25 protein-coding genes and 1 other annotated feature are annotated in these 23412 nt (G+C 37.8%); of the genes, 1 reads left to right on the top strand and 24 read right to left on the bottom strand.

Features of this window, described 5'->3' with window-relative positions:
• The 8 genes from RT445_RS14430 to RT445_RS14395 all read right to left on the bottom strand — a co-directional run.
• Window positions 1-259 (bottom strand): amidohydrolase family protein (locus tag RT445_RS14430; RefSeq protein ID WP_313470756.1); only part of this gene is annotated, 259 nt, incomplete at its 3' end.
• A 1-nt stretch (window position 260) separates the two neighbouring features.
• Complete coding sequence (locus RT445_RS14425; RefSeq protein WP_313470755.1) at window positions 261-1139, bottom strand: aspartate carbamoyltransferase catalytic subunit; 879 nt, start codon at window positions 1137-1139, stop codon at window positions 261-263.
• 321 nt (window positions 1140-1460) lie between these two features.
• A complete protein-coding gene (locus RT445_RS14420) occupies window positions 1461-2771 on the bottom strand; it encodes a uracil-xanthine permease family protein (protein ID WP_312506797.1) in 1311 nt (436 codons plus the stop codon).
• Window positions 2772-2785: 14 nt separating this feature from the next.
• A complete protein-coding gene (pyrR, locus tag RT445_RS14415) occupies window positions 2786-3370 on the bottom strand; it encodes a bifunctional pyr operon transcriptional regulator/uracil phosphoribosyltransferase PyrR (RefSeq protein ID WP_274795885.1) in 585 nt (194 codons plus the stop codon).
• A gap of 207 nt (window positions 3371-3577) precedes the next feature.
• On the bottom strand, window positions 3578-4489 hold the full coding sequence (locus RT445_RS14410; protein WP_312506798.1) for an RluA family pseudouridine synthase: 912 nt from the start codon (window positions 4487-4489) through the stop codon (window positions 3578-3580).
• Window positions 4486-4965, bottom strand: a complete 480-nt coding sequence (gene lspA / locus RT445_RS14405; protein ID WP_274795883.1) for a signal peptidase II — start codon at window positions 4963-4965, stop codon at window positions 4486-4488. The genes RT445_RS14410 and lspA overlap by 4 nt, the downstream gene beginning before the upstream one ends.
• A gap of 166 nt (window positions 4966-5131) precedes the next feature.
• A complete protein-coding gene (locus tag RT445_RS14400) occupies window positions 5132-6700 on the bottom strand; it encodes a sodium/solute symporter (RefSeq protein WP_274795882.1) in 1569 nt (522 codons plus the stop codon).
• 24 nt (window positions 6701-6724) lie between these two features.
• Window positions 6725-7060 (bottom strand): DUF485 domain-containing protein, encoded by a 336-nt coding sequence (locus RT445_RS14395; RefSeq protein WP_274795881.1) that lies wholly within the window; start codon window positions 7058-7060, stop codon window positions 6725-6727.
• A gap of 204 nt (window positions 7061-7264) precedes the next feature.
• Here RT445_RS14395 and RT445_RS14390 point away from each other — a divergent pair, with 204 nt between their 5' ends.
• Window positions 7265-8461, top strand: coding sequence for an AraC family transcriptional regulator (locus tag RT445_RS14390; protein WP_312506799.1), 1197 nt, complete (start codon window positions 7265-7267; stop codon window positions 8459-8461).
• A gap of 107 nt (window positions 8462-8568) precedes the next feature.
• Here RT445_RS14390 and ileS read toward each other — a convergent pair whose 3' ends face one another.
• The 16 genes from ileS to RT445_RS14310 all read right to left on the bottom strand — a co-directional run bounded on the left by ileS (window position 8569) and on the right by RT445_RS14310 (window position 23358).
• A complete protein-coding gene (gene ileS, locus RT445_RS14385) occupies window positions 8569-11337 on the bottom strand; it encodes an isoleucine--tRNA ligase (protein ID WP_312506800.1) in 2769 nt (922 codons plus the stop codon).
• A gap of 114 nt (window positions 11338-11451) precedes the next feature.
• Window positions 11452-11676, bottom strand: a binding site (T-box leader).
• 81 nt (window positions 11677-11757) lie between these two features.
• On the bottom strand, window positions 11758-12282 hold the full coding sequence (locus tag RT445_RS14380) for a DivIVA domain-containing protein (protein ID WP_312506801.1): 525 nt from the start codon (window positions 12280-12282) through the stop codon (window positions 11758-11760).
• Between the two features lie 95 nt (window positions 12283-12377).
• A complete protein-coding gene (locus RT445_RS14375; RefSeq protein WP_312506802.1) occupies window positions 12378-13166 on the bottom strand; it encodes a YlmH family RNA-binding protein in 789 nt (262 codons plus the stop codon).
• Between the two features lie 108 nt (window positions 13167-13274).
• On the bottom strand, window positions 13275-13556 hold the full coding sequence (locus RT445_RS14370; RefSeq protein ID WP_274795876.1) for a YggT family protein: 282 nt from the start codon (window positions 13554-13556) through the stop codon (window positions 13275-13277).
• 20 nt (window positions 13557-13576) lie between these two features.
• Window positions 13577-14077: a cell division protein SepF gene (locus RT445_RS14365; RefSeq protein WP_274795875.1), complete on the bottom strand. Its 501-nt coding sequence runs from the start codon at window positions 14075-14077 to the stop codon at window positions 13577-13579.
• Entirely contained in the window at window positions 14061-14765 is a 705-nt protein-coding gene (locus RT445_RS14360) for a YggS family pyridoxal phosphate-dependent enzyme (protein WP_284702025.1), read from the bottom strand. The genes RT445_RS14365 and RT445_RS14360 overlap by 17 nt, the downstream gene beginning before the upstream one ends.
• Before the next feature lie 117 nt (window positions 14766-14882).
• Window positions 14883-15158 (bottom strand): PRC-barrel domain-containing protein, encoded by a 276-nt coding sequence (locus RT445_RS14355; RefSeq protein WP_312506803.1) that lies wholly within the window; start codon window positions 15156-15158, stop codon window positions 14883-14885.
• A 98-nt stretch (window positions 15159-15256) separates the two neighbouring features.
• Window positions 15257-16030 (bottom strand): RNA polymerase sporulation sigma factor SigG, encoded by a 774-nt coding sequence (gene sigG / locus RT445_RS14350; protein ID WP_004227313.1) that lies wholly within the window; start codon window positions 16028-16030, stop codon window positions 15257-15259.
• Window positions 16031-16144: 114 nt separating this feature from the next.
• Window positions 16145-16852 carry an RNA polymerase sporulation sigma factor SigE gene (sigE, locus tag RT445_RS14345; RefSeq protein ID WP_009373518.1) on the bottom strand — a complete coding sequence of 236 codons (708 nt, stop codon included), beginning with the start codon at window positions 16850-16852 and terminating at the stop codon, window positions 16145-16147.
• A 13-nt stretch (window positions 16853-16865) separates the two neighbouring features.
• On the bottom strand, window positions 16866-17699 hold the full coding sequence (locus RT445_RS14340) for a sigma-E processing peptidase SpoIIGA (protein WP_274795872.1): 834 nt from the start codon (window positions 17697-17699) through the stop codon (window positions 16866-16868).
• A gap of 309 nt (window positions 17700-18008) precedes the next feature.
• The gene (ftsZ, locus tag RT445_RS14335) at window positions 18009-19166 is read right to left on the bottom strand and encodes a cell division protein FtsZ (RefSeq protein WP_274795871.1); all 1158 of its coding nucleotides are present in this window, start codon (window positions 19164-19166) and stop codon (window positions 18009-18011) included.
• 54 nt (window positions 19167-19220) lie between these two features.
• Window positions 19221-20504, bottom strand: a complete 1284-nt coding sequence (gene ftsA, locus RT445_RS14330; RefSeq protein WP_274795870.1) for a cell division protein FtsA — start codon at window positions 20502-20504, stop codon at window positions 19221-19223.
• A gap of 95 nt (window positions 20505-20599) precedes the next feature.
• Window positions 20600-20971, bottom strand: a complete 372-nt coding sequence (locus RT445_RS14325; RefSeq protein ID WP_274795869.1) for a small basic family protein — start codon at window positions 20969-20971, stop codon at window positions 20600-20602.
• Between the two features lie 3 nt (window positions 20972-20974).
• The gene (locus RT445_RS14320) at window positions 20975-21694 is read right to left on the bottom strand and encodes a DUF881 domain-containing protein (RefSeq protein WP_274795868.1); all 720 of its coding nucleotides are present in this window, start codon (window positions 21692-21694) and stop codon (window positions 20975-20977) included.
• Between the two features lie 127 nt (window positions 21695-21821).
• Window positions 21822-22547, bottom strand: a complete 726-nt coding sequence (locus tag RT445_RS14315) for a DUF881 domain-containing protein (protein ID WP_312506804.1) — start codon at window positions 22545-22547, stop codon at window positions 21822-21824.
• Complete coding sequence (locus tag RT445_RS14310) at window positions 22528-23358, bottom strand: cell division protein FtsQ/DivIB (RefSeq protein WP_274795866.1); 831 nt, start codon at window positions 23356-23358, stop codon at window positions 22528-22530. Before RT445_RS14310 ends, RT445_RS14315 begins: the two co-directional genes overlap by 20 nt.
• Window positions 23359-23412: the final 54 nt, after the last annotated feature.

The following is a 23412-nucleotide window of genomic DNA, read 5'->3' as shown; positions in this document are numbered from 1 at the left end:
TTGTAAAGCCACCCTTTGCTGCAGAAGCTGAACCTGTTGCAATCGTTTCTTTATGCTCAAATCCAGGTTCACGCAAATGCGTATGGACATCGATAAAGCCCGGTGCCACAATCAAACCATGCCCTTCAATGATTTCGGCACCTGCTACAGTTACATCTTGTCCAACAGCTGTAATTTTCCCATCTGCCATCGCAATATTGACTGTTTGCAGTTCACCTTGCTCATTTAACATTTGTACATTTCGAAGTACCTTTGTCATATTATTCTCTCCCCTTTAAAATAGTTTCCATAATGGCCATTCGTGTGTAAACGCCGTTTCGAACTTGTTCAAATATCCGTGATCGTTCACACTCTACTAATTCAGAAGCGATTTCAACATCCCGATTAACTGGTGCTGGATGCATAATAATTGCTGAATCTTTCATTTGTCTTTCACGCTCGATCGTTAAACCAAACTCTTGATGGTAACTTTCTTTGGAGAAGCTACAATTCTCCTTATGACGTTCATGTTGTACCCGTAATAACATAATGACATCACTTATTTCGATTAAATTATCCCATGAATGGTGTGCTTCAAAACCACCAGACCATTCTTCTGGACATAGGAAGTGAACATTTGCCCCTAAGTTTTGTAATGCTGTTGCATTTGATTTCGCTACCCGGCTATGTGAGATATCTCCAACAATCGTGACAGTCAATCCCTCAAAATATCCAAACTCTTTTTTGATTGTATAAAGGTCTAATAATGATTGTGAGGGATGCTGCCCAGCACCGTCCCCTGCATTAATCACTGCTACATGCAGGCCTTCTAGTAGGTCATTGTAATATTCATCCTCTGACGCTCGAATGACAACTGCATCTATACCTATCTTTTCTAATGTTTTGACTGTATCGTACATTGTTTCCCCTTTGGTAACACTAGAGAAACCTGCATCGAAAGGGATGATATTGCAGCCAATTTTGTACTCTGCCATTTCGAAGCTTGTTTTTGTTCGTGTACTAGGTTCAAAAAATAAGTTGGCAACGTTGTACCGGCGAGATAACGATGATGTTTCACCATTTTCAAACGCTTGTGCAAGATCTAGGATTTGATTAATCTCTTCTGTTGTTAAATGTTCCATCGATAATAAGTTCTTCATCATGTGACCTCCATAAGGTGTGTGTCATGAACGTCTATGTATGACGTTCCTAAAGTCAATTTCGCCTTGGCGTCATTGCGTCCGGATTTTGAATGAGGGTTGCACAATTCATTCCTTTCAAACTCCGTGACAACTGCCTAAGGCTTTATTTTCATTCATAGCTGCTTTCAATGTGGGATGAATGAAGATAAAAAAGCCCCGTTGATGTCATCAACGAGGCATAAGGAGGCGTGACAAACTACAGCAGGAGATTTATCCTACTTCAGCCTGTCCACAACTTCCCTTTCTTTGCCTCTCTGGACAATTCATTAAAAGGTACTACTATGAATTTTTATTTTGATTGTAAGGTACGGGTATTTCTGCTTCTTTCTTTCCTGGTAGAATAGCATTCAGCAGCACACCGATAATCGCTGCAAGTGCCATACCCTCTATACTTAAAGATTCTGTAATGACGAATTTTGCACCGCCAATACCTATAACTAAAATTACTGAAGCAATTACTAAGTTACGGCTACTACCAAAATCAATATGATTATCTACTAGCATGCGTAAGCCACTTGCTGCGATAATACCGAAGAGTAAAATTGAAACTCCACCAAGAACTGCAGTTGGTATAGTTGCAATTACTGCCATTGCTTTCCCGAAGAATGATAGTAAAATGGCAACCACAGCTGCACCTGCAATAACATAGATACTGTACACACGAGTAATGGCTAGTACACCAATATTTTCGCCGTATGTTGTTTTTGGAGGACCGCCGATTAAAGCACTGACAAATGTTCCAAGTCCGTCGCCTAATAAAGAACGGTGTAACCCTGGCTCTTTAATATAATCTCGCTCTACTACTTTTCCTAACACTAGTTGGTGACCAATATGTTCAGAGATTGTTACAATGACAATTGGTACCATGATAAGTAAAATCTTTGATGTAATTTCAAATTCATAATGCACACCTGGGATTAAAAAATCAGGCATGGCGAAAAATTTTGCATTGGCAATCGGTGTATAATCTACTATGTCAACAATCATAGAATAAATGTATCCTACGATTAAACCCATTAAAATGGGCATTGTACTTAAAATCCCTTTAAAGAAAATCGTAAAAATAATGGCTGTAAATACTGTGACTAAAGCTGCTGAGAAGTGTAAAAAGCTATACTCACCGTCAACGTTCATAGCCATATTCACAGCCGTACCCGATAGACCTAAACCAATAACCATAATCACAGGTCCAACCACGATTGGCGGCAAAATTTTCATAATCCACTTATAGCCACTTTTCCATATGATCAAGGACACAATCCCGTAAGTAATCCCGACTGCCATTGCACCAATCATGGCATGTCCTGGATTGACACTGGAGCCATCCTCATTTAAACCACCTGCTGCAAGTAAAATAGGCGCAATAAAGGCGAAGGACGATCCTAAATAGGCTGGTACCTGAAATTTCGTAATTAATAAGAAGAATAATGTCGCAATCCCGCTCGTTAATAGCGCAATTGCTGGACTAAGACCTACTAGCTGTGGCACTAAGATGGTTGATCCAAACATGGCAAACATATGTTGGAAACTTAATGTCACTAGTTGGAGTGGGGTCGGTTTATCCTTTATATCTAAAACTGCGTTTGACATAATGTTTCCTCACTTTATTGTTCGTCTTCTTTGTAAATAATGACGCAATCATCTCCATCTACTTCTTGTAAATTGACGATGATGCGCTCAGAGCCAGAAGTTGGAACATTTTTTCCTACATAATCTGCTCTTATTGGTAACTCACGATGTCCTCTATCCACTAGAACGGCTAGTTGAATTTGAGCAGGTCTCCCTAAATCCATAACGGCATCCAGTGCAGCACGTACAGTTCGTCCTGTATAAAGTACATCATCTACTAAAATGATTTTTTGATTTTTCACTACATACTCGATATCAACTTGTTCTACATGTGCTTGTTCATTTTCATGTTTTGTTGTTAAATCATCTCGGTAAAGGGTAATATCCAGTTCCCCTGTACGAATTGGTTTCCCTTCAATTTTTTCAATTCGTTGTGCCAAACGTCTGGCTAGAAAGGCACCTCGTGTTTTAATGCCAACTAAAATACATTCGTCGATTCCTTTGTTACGTTCAATAATTTCATGGGCAATACGTGTTAATGCTCGAGCCATTGATGGGCTATCTAATAATTCATTTTGTGCCATATTCGTTTCCTCCTCTCTCCAATTTAGTGTTGCCATGTGTCCATAAAAAAACCTCTCGAGGCGAATAGCCTGAGAGGGTTGTATACGTGTTGAAAAAGCGCGTTGAAAAATTTGCAGCACAAATTTCTACAACACTATTTGATCACATGTACCTTCTCAGCCTCTCTGGACTGCTATTAAAGGTGAATATTTAGTTAAGTTGTTCATTCACTGTCGTTAGTATAGACTTTCTTTTCGTATCCGTCAATGCCTATTTCGTAAATCCTTTAATAATTGCTCATAATCAGCTGGAAGTGGTACTTCAAACTCCAAATATTCACCTGATGAAGGATGATCGAATCCTAATGTGGCTGCATGTAAAACTTGTCCACCAAAGTCGATTGTCTTTTTTGGTCCATATTTCGGATCTCCAACAAGTGGGAAGCCGATATAATTCATATGCACACGGATTTGGTGTGTACGTCCTGTTTCTAAACGACATTCCACCAGTGTATAGTCACCAAAACGCTCCACAACTTGGAAGTGTGTAACAGCGTGTTTACCATTATCGACTACTGCCTGTTTTTGACGGTCCTTTTGATCACGACCAATTGGCGCGTCAATTGTTCCCTTATCATGTGCAATATGTCCATGTACAAGTGCAATATATTTACGGGTAACCGTTTTATTGACCAACTGATTGACTAATGATTCATGTGCCGTATCATTTTTAGCAACCATTAATAAGCCTGATGTATCTTTATCAATACGATGGACAATACCAGGTCGAAGCACACCATTAATACCCGATAAATCCTTACAATGATACATTAACCCATTCACTAAAGTACCTGTCATATGACCTGGCGCTGGATGTACCACCATACCCTTTGGTTTATTTACTACAAGGACATCTGCATCCTCATAAACAATATCCAAATCTAAGTTTTCTGCGACAACATCCAATTCTTCAACTTCCGGAACATCAATAGCAATGATGTCACCAGCTTTAACCTTATATTTTGCTTTTACAGCTTCGCCATTCACTTGAATGATCCCTTCACTAATCCAGTTACCGATTTGTGTACGTGACCACTCGGTTTGTAAGCTTGAAAGTGCCTTATCAATACGCTCTCCCTGCTGTTGTTCTTCGATTGTATAAGTTACTTGCGTCATTGTTTCACCTGTCTCTTCTCTTTTTTATCTTCCATAATCAAACCAATCATCAGTACGACAACTGCTATGGTTAAGGCAGCATCCGCTACATTAAATATAGGGAAATCATAATTTATAATTGGTATTAAAACATCTACAAAATCGACCACTTCACCCCTAAATAGTCGATCAATAAAATTCCCTACCGCTCCACCGAGTAAGAGCATTAAGCCTACTTGAAAAACAGGCTTACCTTTTGCTTCTTTATGATAAAAATAGAGAATGGCACAGATAACAGCAACTGTGACAATGCTAAACAACCACATTTGCCCTTCTAACATCCCCCATGCTGCCCCTTTATTACGATGAGATAAAATGCCAAACCATGGGTCCAACACAGCAATACGTTCACCATACTCCATATTTTTTACAATTAGCCATTTTGTCCATTGATCCAATAAAACGACAAAGGCGGCCAATCCATAATATTTATACACAGACATTCCTCCGTTCACTCAACATCTTACCTATTCTACCATAACAGCACCAATGACAATAACTAATATCACATCAAAATATGGCGGATTCCCAATGTGCTTCAAGAATATAAAAAGCTATTCCTATCACTTTTTCAAGCAATAGAAATAGCTATGATTTTGTATGTTATACCGTTTCCGATTCTTTTGCATGTACCCGCTTCATGAAATCATTCACATCAGCAGGAACTTTACGATCTAATAATGACACAATGATAACTGATAAGAAACCAACAGGCACTGTCACGATACCTGGAATTTTAAACTGTAAGAAGCTTGGTAATGTTCCTGGTAAAAAGATCATCCACATGGACACGGCAAGACCAATTAGTAAACCCGCAATAGCTCCCTTCTCGGTCATGCCTCTCCACCAAATACCTAAAATAAATATGGGTGTGAATGTACTTGCTGCGACAGTAAAGGCAAGTGCAACTAAATGTCCAATAGATGCATCTTTCACAAGTAATCCCAGTGCTCCATATAAAATGCCTAATAATAATATAGCTACTTTTCCAGCAACAACACGTTGCTTTTGTGTAATGTCCTTTTTCATAATGTTGGCATATAAATCATGAGCTAGCGCACCTGAGCTCGTGATAAACAGCCCTGAAAGGTTGGAGAATATGGCTGCAAACGCTCCTGCAATAACTAAACCAAGTAACCATTTTCCTCCTAATGCAAGTGCCGTAGTAGGAATCACCATATTATTTCCACCTAATACTAAATCACGCATTACCTCCTCACTAGCTGTTCCAGAAATGAAAATGGAGCGACCTACAACACCTAGATAAACAGCTAATAAGAAGAATACGCTGGCAATACCGATAGCCATCAGTGCAGATTTACGTGCTGCTTTCGCACTAGGATTTGTATAAAAACGCAATAATATATGAGGCAGTCCAATCGTTCCTAACGCTAAACCAATCGTCATACTAATAGTTTGCCAAAACGTTGGGAAATAGAAGCCTGTGCCTGTCCAAGCACCCCCATCAAAATTGACATCACTACCATCCAAAGCATACGGTGAAGTACCAGTGATAGGTCCACTAAAGGAATTAATAGCTGCGAGAATTTTATCATAATGTAAGCCACTATAAACCGCAGCTATTAACATGACAATAAAGGCTCCAAGACGAATCCAAAGCTCTAAAGCTTGATTGATGGTTGTTCCTTTCATTCCTCCAATCCCTACATAAAAAACCATCACAATACAAGTAAAGATAATGCCGAATTCATAGGAAGTACCAAAAAACATACTTAAAATTTGAGCCGCACCTAATAATTGGGGAGCTGCATAAAAGCCCGAGATAGCTAAAACGACCGCAACTGCTACTAGGCGAGCTCGTCTACTATGAAAACGATAACCTAAAAAATCAGCAACTGTAAATGCACCAAAACGTCTTAACGGACCGGCTACAAAAATAGCTAATAATGTTAACCCAATAGAGAAACAAAAAGCATAATAAGCCCCATCATAGCCTAGTTGAAATGTTAAACCAGCGATCCCAAGGAATGTTGCTGCACTTAAATAATCCCCACCAATCGCAGAACCATTTGTAAACCATCCAAAGCTTCGTCCTCCTACAAAGAAATCCGATGCTGTTGCATTTCTCTTAGTTAAATACGTAATGTATACAATCGTTCCCATTAAAGCAATGGTCATTAACATCTTTGGTTCTAATAGCGCTTCTATCATTCAACATTTCCCCCTTTGTTCCAACTACTTATTTGCTAAATCATATTTTTTTAGGCGCTTTTCGTACAAGGCTGTATGCACATAGGCAATAATAAATGCCATCGCCATCATCACAATCGTTGTTACAAACCATGTAACTGTCATTCCACCCCAAATTTTCTTAAATGCAAACTCTGGAGCAAACCAATTCATAACAGGGATACTAAAAATCAAAATAAAGTAAAATACCGATAAACCTAAACCTGTTGTAAATTCATCTTTCATAATTTTGTTTGTTGTAGCATCAAGAGGAGGCAAATCTTTCACATCAATAGTTCCTGCCTCCACGTAGTCATAATCATGACTTCCAACTTCCGCCATAAGCCAACTCCCCCTTTTTCTTGTCAGCAAATAATTATCTGAAATTTCAAATTATTATTTGCTACAATTATTTTATTCTATTTCAACTACAATATAGATATAAAATATTGCTGTATTAGTACAAAAAATTGCTATTTTAAGTTAAAATATTTCTATCTTTTCAATTCACAGGGGGATGGTAGCATTTTAAAGGTGGTATGGTATATGGAAAGCTCATTTGACAAGCAACAAATGAGTGAATGGTTACAAGAGGTTTTACCAAACGCTTTTGAGGAAAGTAAAGTATCAAAGCCAGAAGATGAGGCCATTATTGTCTATGAAGTCAATCGGTTATTTGATTGGGTAAAGATTAATCGATTAAAAAGAAATTATCCTAACAGTATAATTGTCCCGGTTGTTACAGAACACCTTACCTACTCAACTGGTATAGCCATTGAATTAGTTTTACCTGCACTTCTCATAAAACCATTACAAAAATCAAAATTTTTACGAATTGTAAAGAAGCTGTATACAGCCTATCAGGAAAAAAAGGCTAGTTCACTCACACTGCTTGAGCTATCACAACAAGTGTCCCAACATCATACCTCACCGTTCCGAGAAGCATTTTTAAAGCGTTTAATACGGGGTGAAGTCGACAATGAACAAGAAATTATCCAATCTTCATCCTTTCTATCATCAAACTGTATTCCTAATATTGTGTTTTTAATTCAAGGCTATATCGATGGAGATGATAAGAAAGCAGATGCAAGCAGTATCATCACCAATATTTTCCGTCAAAATTTCGTAAATCAAGCACCTTTGTCCTTTTTACATTTTGAACGCTATTTACTACTTCTCATGCGAATTCCGCGTGAGTACAACTCATTCAAACATTGGTCAGAGGGAGAAGCCTGTCTTTTAAAAGTTATTGAAACACTGAAAAGGGACTATTGCATTCATTTGTTTATGGGGGTTGGTAGTGTATTTCAGGACGCTATGCAAGTGAAAGAGTCCTATAGCCAAGCACGAAAAGCACGAAGAAAACCACCTATCGATAACATTCATATAAGATATTACGAGGATTTAACAAAGCATGAGCAGCTTCAAAAAGCCATCCATTATATTGAAGAGCATTATGACGAGCAACTAACCATTCGTGATGTGGCAAACTATATAAACTTTAGCTCCACACATTTTAGCAGACTATTTAAAAAGGAGACTGGTCGAAATTTCGTTGACTACGTTGCCTTTACTCGCATCATCAAAACATTACCCTTTTTACGTAAATACGACTATACCATAGAAAAAATTGCCTCCACTTGTGGCTTTAACACACCTAATTATTACAGTCTAACCTTTAAAAAATATGTAGGGATCTCACCAACAGACTACCGGAATACGAAAGAGATTTTATTTAAATAGTTCCAGCTAAAAGAATCTGCTAAATCTCCATGAAAAAAGCAAGCCCCCTTAAAAGGAGACTTGCCTATATCTACATTGTATGCAGATTCTTGTTATTAAAAGAAAACTTAAGCGTAATATTTTTCTACAACTTCTGCACAGCGAGCGCAAACTGTTGGTTGTGCCTCATTTGTTCCAACTGTTTCTGAAATTGACCAGCAGCGCTCACATTTCTCACCTGTAGCCTTCTCAACAACAATGGAAACATGCTCAAGTGCTAAAGCTTCTGCAGGCGCTTCTTCAATTGCAGCTACCTCAAATGCTGAAACGATAGAAAGTTGTGCAAAATCAATGTTCGCATCATTCAATAATGCGACAACATCTTCTTTTGCATAGACAGTCACTTTTGCTTCAAGTGATTTACCAATTGTTTTAGCATTACGCGCTTCCTCTAATGCTTTTAAAATATCGTCACGCACATCAATAATTTTTTCCCATTTCTCACGAAGAGTGTCAAAGTTCGCTTGAACATCTACCTCTGGGAAGTCTGTTAATTGAACCGACACTTCCTCTACAACCCCTTGAGCGTGGAGGTAAGACCACATCTCGTCTGTTGTATGAGGAATAATTGGTGTCATAATTTTAACTAATGTCATTAATGTATCGTAAATGACTGTTTGCATTGCTCGACGGTCTTTGTTGTCATGACCTTCAATATAAACTACGTCTTTCGCAATATCTAAATAGAATGAAGATAACTCCACAGCTACAAAATTATTGACTACATGATAAACAGCAGCGAAATCATAACGATCATAGGCTGCACGCACAGCTTTTAAAACATCTTGCAAGCGCATATACACGTATTGATCCATTTCACGAAGCTCTGCATAAGCTACACGATCTTTCTTTGGATCGAAATCAGCAATATTGCCGTGTAAGAAACGGAACGTGTTACGAATTTTACGGTACACTTCTGACACTTGCTTTAACATATCCATAGAAATACGCACATCAGCTGTATAGTCCACAGAAGCAACCCAAAGTCGTAGAATATCTGCACCATATTGATCCATTACTTTTTGTGGAATAATGACATTTCCTAATGATTTACTCATTTTACGTCCTTCACCATCAAGAACGAAACCATGCGTTAAAAGTCCTTTGTATGGTGCGTAACCATTGATAGCTACAGATGTAATTAGTGATGAGTTAAACCAACCACGGTGTTGGTCAGAGCCTTCTAAATATAAATCAGCTGGATATTTCATGCCTCGTTCAACAAGTACACCTTGGTGAGATGAACCTGAATCGAACCAAACGTCCATAATATCATTTTCTTTTGTAAATTCGCCGTTCGGACTACCTGGATGTGTAAAGCCTTCTGGCAATAATTCTTTCGCTGTCTTTTGGAACCAAATATTTGATCCATGCTCACGGAATAAAGCAGAAATATGGCTAATTGTTTCAGGTGTAATAATTGGTTCACCATTTTCAGCGTAGAAAATTGGAATTGGCACGCCCCAAGCACGTTGACGTGAAATTACCCAGTCTCCACGGTCACGAATCATATTATAAAGGCGTGTTTCTCCCCAAGCTGGTGTGAACGTTGTTGCTTTAACAGCCTCAAGTAACTCACCACGGAATGCTTCAACAGATGCAAACCATTGTGGTGTGGCACGATAAATAACTGGTTTTTTTGTACGCCAGTCATGTGGATAAGAGTGTGTAATGAAACTAAGACTTTCTAATGCATCCACTTCTTTAAGTTTTTCTGTTACTAGTTTATTGGCATCATTATAAAATACGCCTTCAAAACCAGGTGCTTCTTCTGTATAGCAGCCACTATTATCAAGAGGACTAAGAATGCCTAAGCCATATTGTTTACTAATATGATAATCATCTTCCCCGTGTCCTGGCGCTGTATGAACACAACCTGTACCCGCATCTGCAGTAACATGATCTCCAACCATCACAAGAGATTCTCGATCATAGAATGGATGTTGGGCTACAATACGATCTAGTGCATCCCCTTTTACTTCTTGAACAACCTCATAGTTTTCCCATTCAAGAGCAGTTGCCACTGACTCTAATAATTCTTTAGCGATAATGAATTTTTTAGTTGCCACAGCAACTACTACATAGATAAATTCAGGGTTCAAAGAAATCCCTAAGTTTGCTGGTAATGTCCAAGGAGTTGTTGTCCAAATGATAAATTTAGCATCTGCTGGAACAACACCTTTCGCATCCTTAATAGCAAAGCTTACATAAATCGATGGTGATTTGATATCCTTGTATTCAATTTCAGCTTCTGCCAAAGCAGATTCAGAAGATGGAGACCAATAAACTGGTTTTAACCCTTTATAGATGTAACCTTTTTCCGCCATTTTACCAAACACTTCAATTTGACGTGCTTCAAATTCAGGTTTCAATGTAATATATGGATTTTCCCAATCACCGCGAATGCCTAGACGTCGGAATTGCGTACGTTGATTGTCAATTTGTTCATACGCATATTCTTCACAAAGTTGACGGAATGCTGCTACTGACATTTCTTTACGCTTTACACCTTTGTTTGTCAATGCTTGCTCAATTGGTAAACCATGCGTATCCCAACCAGGAATATAATTAACATGGTAGCCAGTCATGGAGCGGTGACGTGTAATCATATCTTTCAATACTTTATTTAATGCATGGCCGATGTGGATATCACCATTTGCATATGGAGGACCATCATGTAGGACAAACTCTGGACGACCTTCAGTACGTTCCATTTGTAATTTGTTAATATCCATGTCATTCCATTTATCTTGCATTTTTGGCTCATTTGCTGGAAGATTTCCGCGCATTGGAAAATCTGTTTTTGGCATTAATAATGTATCTTTGTATTCAACCATTTAAAATTCCTCCTTTATTTTCCACAAGCATAATAGACATTTTTCACATAGGACAGTTATTGGCAAATTCAGCTAAAACGATTCGCAAACAAATAAAAAAAGCCCTCAATCCCACTAAGGGACGAGAAGCTTCTACTCGCGGTACCACCCTACTTGTAGCACAAAAATTATTGTACTACCTCTTTCAAGCACGTTAACGTCGTGCAACACGAAATAACTTACTTTTTTCAGCTATTTAGCTCAGAAGTGATGTTCAATGTTAGTTGCATGTTTGGGCTCGCACTGTCCCCAAATCGCTTCACTACGCCTAACAAATACTGTCTTCGTCTCTGCCTCTATGCGTATCTGTTCAAAATAATTACTATTACAAAGTATATGAAATTCATACAATCGCGTCAAGTTTCAATTGTAAAAGAAAAGTTACATATCTTCGGAATCCTGTGCTTCCTCAACAGACGCCTGAATTTCAGTTAAATCAATATCGTATTGTAGCAAATGATCCCAGTCATCTGCATTCAATAAGTCAAGCTGTGCCTCTACAAGCATCTTAAAACGATTACGGAAAACCTTAGATTGTTTTTTTAGCTCATCAATTTCAATCGTTACCTTACGAGCTTTCGTTAAAGCTTCATTGACAATTCGATCAGCATTTTTCTCTGCTTCTTTCAAAATGAGTTTAGCCTCTTTTTGTGAATTTCTTCGCACTTCATCTGCAGCTTCTTGCGCTACTACAATAGATTTCTGCAAAGTTTCTTCTAAGGAGTTAAAATGCCTCGCTTGTTCTAATGCCATTTCTAATTGCTTATCGACTTCCTTTTTTTCCCTAAGCAAAATTTCGTAGTCTTTAATAATCTGATCTAAAAATTCATTTACTTCATCTTCAGCATAACCTCTGAAGGCTTTTGTAAACTCCTTATTATGTATATCAATAGGTGATAATGGCATACAATCCTTCTCTCCTTTACATGTACATTCGTAGTTTCTATTATACAATTGTTCCGACAACTTAGCAGTAAAAATTAATGAAATTTACTTCACTTTCAGCTTTTTTGGGCCAATCGACCGATTTGTAGACGAATTTTATCCTTTTTTGTACGGCCTTCAGTCATAATAATTTTGACACGACCGCTTCCACGTATCGATAAAATATCACCCTCTTGTAATTCAAAAGCGACAGTATCCCGCTCCGTCCAATTGACACGCACTTTTTTTCCAGTAATTAATGCTTGTGCCTTTTGGCGTGACACATTTAAAATCGTCGCAATGATCACATCTAAACGCATCGAAGAAACTGTATGTGCTTCCTCAAACCACTCTTCCTCATTGATAAGCAGTGGGGCGTCTTCCTTTAGGGATTCTACATGTACCTTTACTTTACCAATACCCGTTAAATGTAAACGGACATAATCCGCTACCTCCTGTGCGACAACGAATTGCACCTGCTGCTCATTGACACGAATATCACCGAATTTACTACGGTTTAAGCCTAATGATAACAATGCCCCTAAAACATCTGGATGACGCAGTTGAATAAATTTAGTCGGATACTGGATAGTAAAGGCTGTCAGTTGAAAGTCTTCATCTGTAGCTTCATAGTACGCAGGGAAAATGAGCATACGCTGCCTCTCTGCTCCATCAAATAGCCCTGAACAAGCTGTCTTAAGAGTGTCGTCCTGTCCAATAACCGATGACACAATAAAACGTTGCCTTGGGTCAAGAAAATCGGTCAACTTGGGTGCATAGCGATCCTCTACCTCATGCTGCCAGCTTAGCACTTGTTCAATAAAAGGCTGCTCATCTTTTCGAAAATGCTGGATTAAGTGTTCCATCTTGTTGTCTCCTCTTTCACTAGTTCCTATTTGCTTTGTTGGATGAACGTAGTAAAACTAGTATTCCCCATAAATAAAAAATCCCCACCTAAACGTGAGGATTTACTTCTAAACGAACATAAGAAATATTTTCTGAATGACTATAACAAGCCCTCTTTCAATAAAATTCAGCATAAAGATAGCCACAATTGGTGAAATATCTATCATTCCAAGTGGCGGAATAAACTTTCTGAATATCCCTAAATATGGTTCACACACTCTTTCAAGCATGCGACCAATGGCTGAATTTTGAGCGGCAGGCACCCAAGACATTAAAATATAGGCAATTAGCATAAATGAATAAATCCTAAATGCTAACGATACATAACCAAGTATTATAAAAAAAGTCATATAAACTACAATCCTCGCTATTAATTATCGTCTAAAATAAAGTTTGTAATTTCACCAGTCACTTCTACATTATCTGGCGTGCATAGGAAAATATCTTTACCAATACGCTGGATATCTCCAGCAAGGGCGTAGACTGTTCCACTTAAAAAATCAATAATGCGTTTTCCTTGCTCCCGCTCAATACGTTGTAAATTGACGATTGTTGCACGTTTATTTTTTAAATGTTCTGCAATATCTTGTGCTTCTGCATAAACTCTAGGCTCTATTAACACTACTTTTGCGCCCTTAGAGCTCATAGCTGCTTGTAAACTGACAATGTTGTTAGGAGTTGCTGCTGAACTTTGTGGCACAATTTCATGAATAGATGCCTTCCGTTCTTTAATTGTTTTTTTAGGCTTTATTGAATGAATCGGTTGCTGTTGTTGTATGGGTTGTTGCTGCTGAATAGGAGCTTGCGTGATTTCTTCTTCTAATTCTTCTTCAAGGTAAAAGAAGTTTTTAATTTTATTTTTCATGCTCATCCTGTTCCCCTCTTTCATTTCCAACAAGAGCCGTTCCGACTCGAACAAAAGTAGCCCCTTCCTCTACCGCAATTTCAAAGTCATTAGACATGCCCATTGATAACTCGGTACAAGGTGCGTGTGCGAATCCTTGCTCGGCTATTTGCTGTTGACATTGTTTTAATTGCTTAAAAACGGAGCGAATTAGCTCTTCGTCTTCCGTATTTGGTGCCATTGTCATTAAACCTACAACTTGAATCTTTGTAAATTCTTTCAATGATTCTACAAAAGGTAAAACTTCTTCGATGGTTAAACCATGTTTAGATTCTTCTCCTGAAACATTTACTTGTACAAAGCATTTAACAGGTTTTTCTGCTCTTTTTTCAATTTCTTCCGCCAAGCTCAAACGATCTAATGAATGTAAAAAATCAATGCTGTTAATCACTTGTTTTACTTTACGTGTTTGAAGTGACCCGATATAATGCCAGTACACATCAGCTTGAATCTCGGTAATTTTACGATGTAAGCCTTCGGGTCTATTTTCTCCTAAATGAGTGAGACCGGCATCAATTGCTTCTTGCGTTCTTTCAACAGAAACTTCTTTTGTCACCGCAATTATTTGAACATGATTGCTCTGACGATTGCCTTTTTTTTCTGCTGCTGCTATTAAATCCTGTAGTTTGTTTAAATTTGTTAAGATTTTTGTCACTGTTTTTCCCAACTTTACAACAATAGTTTCTTTTATTGTAACAAGCAATGCTTGATTTATCAATGAATAGCCTGACCTATGTCAGCGTACATGATCTCAATTTTATAAACAGATGTCTTAGGAAAGTGCTTTTACTAAAATAACGTCCTTGCCAACAACAAGCACATCTTTCATATACACTTTTCTAACAGACTCTTCCCCTTTAAAAAAACCAAGATATTTACGAGGCTCTGCAATTAAAAATGCTGTCACATAGCCCGTTTCTTTTGATACTTCGGCATCTATTACAAAGCCTATAAATCGTCCATTTCCTGCTTCAATGACTTCTTTTTGCTGTAACATCGAAAAACGCAATGACATACCTCCTCTATCAATTACTTTTGTACGTTCCATTCATGTCCTTCATCAAACTTTGCTGTCACTTATTTTATGTATCATTTGTTCATTGAATGAAGATAAAATGCGCACCGAATAATTCGATGCGCATTTTTTTATTTGTAATCCTTTTGCATTGTTTCAATCGCATTTTTTTCAAGACGCGAAATTTGTGCTTGAGAAATCCCTAGTTCCTTTGCAATTTCTGTTTGAGTCTCCCCATAATAAAAACGTTTTGCAACGATCATTTGCTGACGTTCATCTAGCTTTTGCAAGCTTTCCTTTACCGACACGTAGGCAACCCATTGATCCTCTGATACATCATCATCACGTAATTGATCCATCATATAAACAGCGTCTCCACCGTCTGAGTAAATAGGCTCTTGCAAGGAAACAGGATCTTGAATAGCATCTAAAGCAAATAACACATCTTCTTTTTTCATGTCAATCATCTCAGCAATTTCTTCAATCGTTGGTTCTCGCAAATTATCGGTTATCCACTGCTCTTTTGCCTGCATTGCCTTATAAGCTATATCTCTTAGAGAGCGAGATACACGTAATGCATGATGATCACGCAGATGGCGACGAATTTCTCCAATGATCATCGGTACAGCATATGTCGAAAATCGTACATTATGCTTTAAATCAAAATGATCAATGGCTTTCATGAGGCCAATACAGCCTACTTGAAATAAATCATCTGCCTGTTCACCCCGATAGGCAAATCTACCGACAATACTTAGCACTAACCTTAAATTGCACATTACAAGCTCTTCCCTAATCTCAGTTTCTCCAGCTTGTAAGCGGATGAAGAGTTCCTTCATTTCCTCGTGCTTTAAAATTGGCAAAGTCGATGTATCTAAGCCGCAAAGATCTACTTTTGTTCGCATATTCGATTCCTCCGGATGTTATTCTCTGACTAAACCGTGACATCAGTTTGTCCGAGAGAAACAAGAATATGCACAAAAGCTGCGACCAATTTTAGGTAGGTTAAATTTCCCTCTCTACGAAATTGGTTGATTTAAATTTTCACGTAAATCTTGAATAATTTTCTTTTCTAAACGGGAAATATATGATTGCGATATGCCTAAATGATCGGCAACTTCTTTTTGTGTCATTTCAACTTTTCCATTGAGACCAAAACGACACTCCATAATATAACGCTCTCGCGCACCCAATAAATTAATGGCATGGAACATATGCTGTCGCTCTATTTTCTTCTCTACATTATCAAGAATAATATGCTCTTCTGTTCCTAAAATATCGGACAGTAATAATTCATTTCCATCAGCATCAGAGTTTAGTGGTTCATCTAGTGAAACTTCACCCTTCATACGACTCGTTTTTCGTAAGTGCATTAAAATTTCATTTTCAATGCAGCGTGATGCGTATGTTGCAAGTTTGATATTCTTATCTGTATTGAACGTCTCGATCGCCTTTATTAAACCAATGGAACCAATGCTAATTAAATCTTCAATTGGCGTTCCCGTATTATCAAAACGTCTAGCTATATAAACAACAAGACGTAAATTACGTTCAATTAGTGTGTCTCTAGCTCGTAAATCACCGTTCATAAAGGATGCAATGACTGTAACTTCTTCTTCTCGACTTAATGGCACTGGCAATGAATCATTTCCCCCTATATAGTACGTTTCACGACTCCGAAACTTACTCCATAATTTTTTCAAGCTAGCAAGTAGCCTAAGAAGCAATAGTTCTCCCCCTCTATGAGTTATTTGAAAGCGCTGAAAAATGTAAAATTGCTGCTGTGCTATGTGGAAAATTTTTTGCTTTTTTGGTTAAAACGATGTATTCATTCGTTTTCACTTGGGAAGGCTCCCCCTTTATATGCCATTCATCAAAGCGAAAACCAAGGACAACTGATTGCTGTTGTACCGTATTGACATGAATAAATCGTATATAACGCTGATAATCTTCAGAAAACATAGATACATCGTATGGGTCTGTTTCTTGCCATTCTATTAATGATTTTCGAAACGCTGAAGGTAAGTGTGGTCGCAATGCTGTATAAGAGACAAAATGAACTGGCTTTCCTGATAATGGCTCAATCGCTTGATTGCCTGTATCAACAAAAGCGGAAAGCGGGATTGTTGCTCCAAAAATTTTTAAAGTTGTATCAAATACAAACTGACCACTTAAGCGCTCTAACTTGACAAATCCCCATTGCTTATAAAATGCAATAAGATTTAAAACTGCCAATAAAAAGCAAATCATAATAAAATGAGTAACAGAAAGATTTTTCAAAAAAGGTTGTAGTGCTGTTAACAATCCACCAATCACGATCGTTGCTGTTAACACAATAGGTCCTTGCTTTTGAAAGCTACGAATCTTGAAGCGAAATGCTATACCAATTAACAATATAAAACTAAGAATCGTCGTCCACAGCATTTGACCGCCAATGACAGCTACAAAACTACTACAAATTGAACTCATTAATAATCTTGAATTTTTCACTAAGACTCCTGTGACTCTTGCTGTAAACGTGAGTATCGCTAGATTAAAAAGCGTATTAATGAGCACCAGCCATTCTCCATACATAACAGCCGCCTCCTATATACAAAGTTAGCATGTTACTCCCACAAATATTGTCAAACAATCGCATCATTTCCTAAAAATGTTTTGACAAAAAACATGGTTTCCTTACACATTTGAACATCATGCCAGCCAAAATAAAAAGCTCGTATTCTACATATGTAAAATACGAGCTTTTTAGAAGTTATTTGTTTTATCTTATTTTCAGCAATTGTACCGAAAGAGAAGCATCAGGTAGACTTTTTCAAAGGACAAAGAAAAGTTCTATTCCCCAACTCGAAAGTCTGGAACCAATGATGCCGAGACGTCATAGATTTAGCCTCGATTTTTGCGGTTACGTAAAAATGCTGGGACTTCAAGCATGTCATCCTGTGCATAATGTTGCTGATTTTGACGTGGCTGCTCTTGTTGAACATGCATTTCTTGTCGTTGTTCACGAATTGGTGCTTGTTGCTGTGGAGCAGATTGTCTGTTTATGTTAAGTGACGGCTTCGTTGTATTACGTTGTTGCTGTAAAGCTTCCTCTGAGAAGCCAGTAGCAATGACTGTAACAATAATTTCATCTTTAAGGTTTTCATTAATAACTGAACCGAAAATCATGTTTACTTCTTCATCTGACGCAGAGGCTACGATATCTGCTGCCTCTTGCACTTCAAATAAGCTAAGATTTGAACCACCAGTGATGTTCATTAGGACGCCTTTAGCACCATCGATTGATGATTCAAGCAATGGACTTGAAATAGCTTTCTTTGCTGCTTCAGAAGCTCTGTTTTCGCCTGTAGCAATACCAATCCCCATCAATGCTGAACCTTTGTTAGACATAATTGTTTTCACGTCTGCAAAGTCTAAGTTAATAAGACCAGGTGTGGCAATCAAATCTGAAATACCTTGTACACCTTGACGTAGAACATTATCAGCTTCTCTGAAGGCTTCTAACATCGGCGTTGATTTATCGACAATTTGTAATAGCTTATCGTTCGGGATGACAATCAGTGTATCCACAGATTCTTTCATACCACCAATACCACCGATTGCCTGTGTTTGGCGTTTACGACCCTCAAATGTAAATGGACGTGTTACAACCCCGACTGTAAGGGCTCCCAATTCACGTGCGATCTGTGCAATGACTGGTGCTGCACCAGTACCCGTTCCACCACCCATACCAGCAGTAACGAATACCATATCTGCACCACGTAGAACCTCTTCTAGTTGTTCTCTACTCTCTTCAGCAGCTTTTTTTCCTACCTCTGGATTTGCACCTGCGCCTAATCCACGTGTTAACTTAGCACCAATTTGTAGCTTTACTTCCGCTTTAGATAAATTTAATGCTTGAGCATCCGTGTTAACAGCGATAAAGTCAACACCTTGCACACCATGTTCTATCATTCGATTGACAGCGTTGTTACCGCCACCACCAACACCTATGACCTTTATTACTGCAAGTTCATCAACACTTGTATCAAATTCTAACATCTCTTTTTTCCTCCCACGGTAACTCGACTCTGTATCATTCATTACGCATTCTAGTTAATCAAAAAACTTATCAAATAATTTTTTTGCTCTCCCGATTACGCTTTCTTTTGGTTCTGAAGGTGCAGAATACTCTTGCTTTTTACTTATAGTTGGCTGAGCCCCTACAACTGCATATTCAATAGGTTGCGTATTCGAACTTTTACCGTAAAAATCATCTTCTAAATAGGCGTAACGTATAAGTCCAACTGCCGTCGCAAATGAAGGCTCTCTAACGCCAATATAATCGGGTGTATAGATTCTTACACGCGTTTGTAGAATTTGACGTGCCAATTGGGCTATCCCCTCAAGCTTTGCAACACCACCTGTTATAACAACGCCACCCGGTAAATCTCGTACACCTAAACGCGCTAATTCATCAATAACTAACTCCAATAATTCTTCTAAACGAGCGCCAATAATTTCCGATATATAGCGCTGACTGTACTGATCTGTAGAATCTGTGCCAACAATAGGCACTTCAAAGAGTTCGTCATCAGATGCATCATCATAAAAGGCATGTCCATACTGGTGTTTGATTTGTTCGGCTTGTTCTGTTGGTGTTTTTAAAACGATTGAAATATCTTTCGTTATATGATCACCACCGACAGGTAGGACACCTGTATGGGTTAACAAACCTTCTTCAAATACTGCAATTGTTGTAGATCCGCCTCCTAAGTCTATAAAGGCAGTTCCTTGGTTTTTTTCATCTTCAGTTAATGCAAAATAGCCTGATGCTAATGGTTGTAAATATATTTCTCGTATACTTAACCCAGCGCGCTCAACACAGCGAAGAACATTGTGTAGAAGCGTTTTGGATGTCGTTATCATTGTTGCATCCATTTCTAGACGGATGCCAATCATACCACGAGGATCTTTAATTTCATCAAGGTTGTCCACAATAAACTGTCTTGGAATGATGTTAACTAATTCACGTTCAGGAGGTATTGACATGACTTGTGCAGATTCTACCACTCTGTCTAAATCATCATCTGTAATTTCTCTGTTTTCACTATTTACAGCGACAACACCTTTAACTAGCTGTAACATCGTCTGGTTAGCTGGAACGCCTAAAACGACTTCATGAATTTGATAACCTGTCATTCGTTCGGCTTGTTCTACTGCTTTTCGAATAGATTGTACTGTTGCGTCAATGTCAACAATTGCACCTTTTCGAACTCCATTCGATTTTACATTTCCGACGCCAATTACATGTAATTGTCCGTCACTCATTTCACCTATTAATACCTTGATAGAGGAGGACCCAATATCAAGTGAAATGTATAAATCTTGCTGATTCAATTCGCTGCACCTCCTTGAAAAATGCTCTTATTTTCATTCTATTGTAAATTTCCCATAATGTCTAAGCAAATCGAGTATTTTGATCAATTTTTCTCTCATTCTATGGAAGTTTTTTTTCGTTTGTGACGTTTCTCATCTATACGAGTTAGTAGAATACGCCTAATTATTGCAATATTTTGGAATAATCGTACTCCAAAAGCGAAAATGGCTGCTAAATACAAATCTATCCCCAAATTCACACCTATGAAGGCTAAACCTGCTGCTAGAACTATATTAAAAAAGAATCCTGATACAAAGACTTTATCGTCGTAAACTTGCTGTAATTGAGCACGGATACCACCAAATAATGTATCTAAAGCTGCTAAAACAGCTATTGACAGATAATTTTCATACATAGAGGGGATTTGTATATTTGTTAACAAGCCAAGGGCAAGTCCAAATATCAAACCTAAAAACGGTAGCCACATATATTAATCTCCTTTTTTTACCTCTGTTAAATAATCATTTGTCAACGGCTGATCAAATGCTGGAATTTGTAACTGTTCAGTTGGATCTTCAATTACTAAGTTAAAATTATCTAAATAAAACGAGTCTATAAACGTTGAGGCTTGTAGTGAATTATACAATTTTTGCGCTGCTTTAAAATCGCTTGTCCCAACTTCTATTTTAAAGGACGGTGAAGACAGGGGTATACTGTTCACTGTTGTTTTACCATTTATATCCCGAATGGCTGTTGTCTGTACAACACGATTGCCATCAATTGAGACACTAGTAGCATCGTTTTTAAAAAGTGCATTTAATAATTGAGTTAACAAATCAGGTGATATTTCTTTAATTTCATAACCCATTTCAATTAATTCAGGTGCCGGCTCTACACGTAATCTGACTCCGGGCCCCATAATTTCTGTTAATCCAGCTTGTAGCTTTAAACGATTTAATGTTTCATTTAAGGCTGCCTGCTGATTTACTTTTTCAGATTGCTCATAGCGATCCACTACTTCATGAAGTGAGCGAATTTCTGCCAGTAATGCGGAATGTCTTTGCTTTTCTAGTGCTAATTCCTCTCTTATTGCCCAAATATCTCGTGTATCTCGCTCTGCTGGTTTTTGTATGGTATTGTATTGTACCGCTATCATCAAACCGATAATAAATAGCACGAACGTTATTCGGGTGTACATATTTCTTTGCAAAATAGCCCCTCCTAGACGTATCGTATTATGCCTCTCAGAATACGAATGTTAAATTGTCAATACAACCTACAATCGATAAATACCTGGAGGCTAAATTAGACTTTAAACATGAATATAGGACTTGTCCCTAACTTTCAACTTTTACTTTAGGCATTGTAAGCTTTTGATTTTCCTCTAATGACACCACAATATTGTCATTTAATAACTGATCCACTACCCCTCCACTTAAATTTAAAGAGGCCATTAATGTTTCTGAATCACCTACTGCTTCTATCACAAAGGGAGCTGGATGTTGTGTACCATCAATTGTTATAACTGGACCATTACAGCGAATATAGGAATTGGCCATAACACGTTGTCCATTGATAGCAATAGCTTGGGCTCCTGAAATTTTCAGTTCATTCATCAACTTAAAAACATGGCTTTCATGGACAATATAGTCATTTGGATTTAAAGATTTCGGATCATAGTCACCATCTTGAAGGGTTATTCGGATTCCCTTCCCTTCACTTTTTAACTCGCCAAGTAATAACCGTAAATCTTCTGCTTGCTCAACAAGCTTTTTATAGTCCTTTTCATTTGAAGCAAATGATTTTTCATACTTTCTAATTTGTTCTTGTAAAGTATTTAATTCTTCAGTGAGTTCTTTATTGCGTTCTTGTTGTGTTATTAACTCCTCGCGATAGGAATCTTCTTGCTCAAAAAGCTCTGAATCAATCGCTCCTGCTTCCCGGTTATCTTTTGCCTGGTTGTAGGAATAGCCGATAATAAATCCTGTTGTCACACAAACAATTAGTAATTCAAATTGTTTTCTAGTAAAAAAATTCCCATTGCTATTCTTCTTGTTGTTCATCTTCCGTCACTTCCTGGTTAACCAATTCCCCATCTGCATTCGCTTCCATATCAATGTCTATCTTGTTGTACTCTTCGTTAAAAGGACGATAGTAGGAACCGACCTCTAAATCAATCACGCCTTTTTCTAAGTTGGCAATTTGCGCTACTATAGAAGGGTAATAATTTAGCTTCTCCGCTAGCGTTTGAATAACAGCACGTACTTCATAGCCATCATTCATATAAAGTTTGACTGCATTCGGATTTGCATCATTACTATTCGTGTTAACTTGGGAAATTAAAGCTAAAACTTCTGGCTTTAATTGCGCTAGTTGCTCAACAAGTTTATTAATTGTTTTTTCACCGGTTATACCGATAAAAACTGGTGCATCAATGGGCGTATCATTTCCCGTTTGTTCAAAGCGTTTGCCGTTTTCTAGCAAAGGATAATAAGTACCGTCCCCAGCTAAATACGCAACTTTTTTCCATTCCTTCAGGTCAATCGTTACGCCTTGAAGCCAGTTACGTTTAACATGTACTTCTTTTACCCACTTATCCTTTAATAAAATCCTCTCAATATCTTCCACTTTAAAACCCCACATTGATTTACCAGGCGTAAGTGTACTCGCCTTCACATAATATTCCTCATTCGCAAGCTTAGCACCATTGACGGTTATCTTTTTGATGTTACTGTATGGAGATTGAAAATAAAGGAGTACTGCTAACACAATAAAGAAAAGTAATATTAGCACTATAAATTTCCGATTTGTACGCTTTTTTCGTCGCTTTTTTAGCGTAGGTATGCGATCTTCTATATCGATTACTTTCTCCAAAAAGTACTCCTCCTTTATATTTATTTCGCTAATTGATAAATAATACCTATTATT

Origin of the sequence: Lysinibacillus sp., from assembly GCF_032093475.1 — a bacterium.
Lineage (GTDB): Bacteria > Bacillota > Bacilli > Bacillales_A > Planococcaceae > Lysinibacillus > Lysinibacillus irui.
Note: the sequence above shows the minus strand (reverse complement) of the source record. Positions and strands in the feature narration are given on the sequence as shown.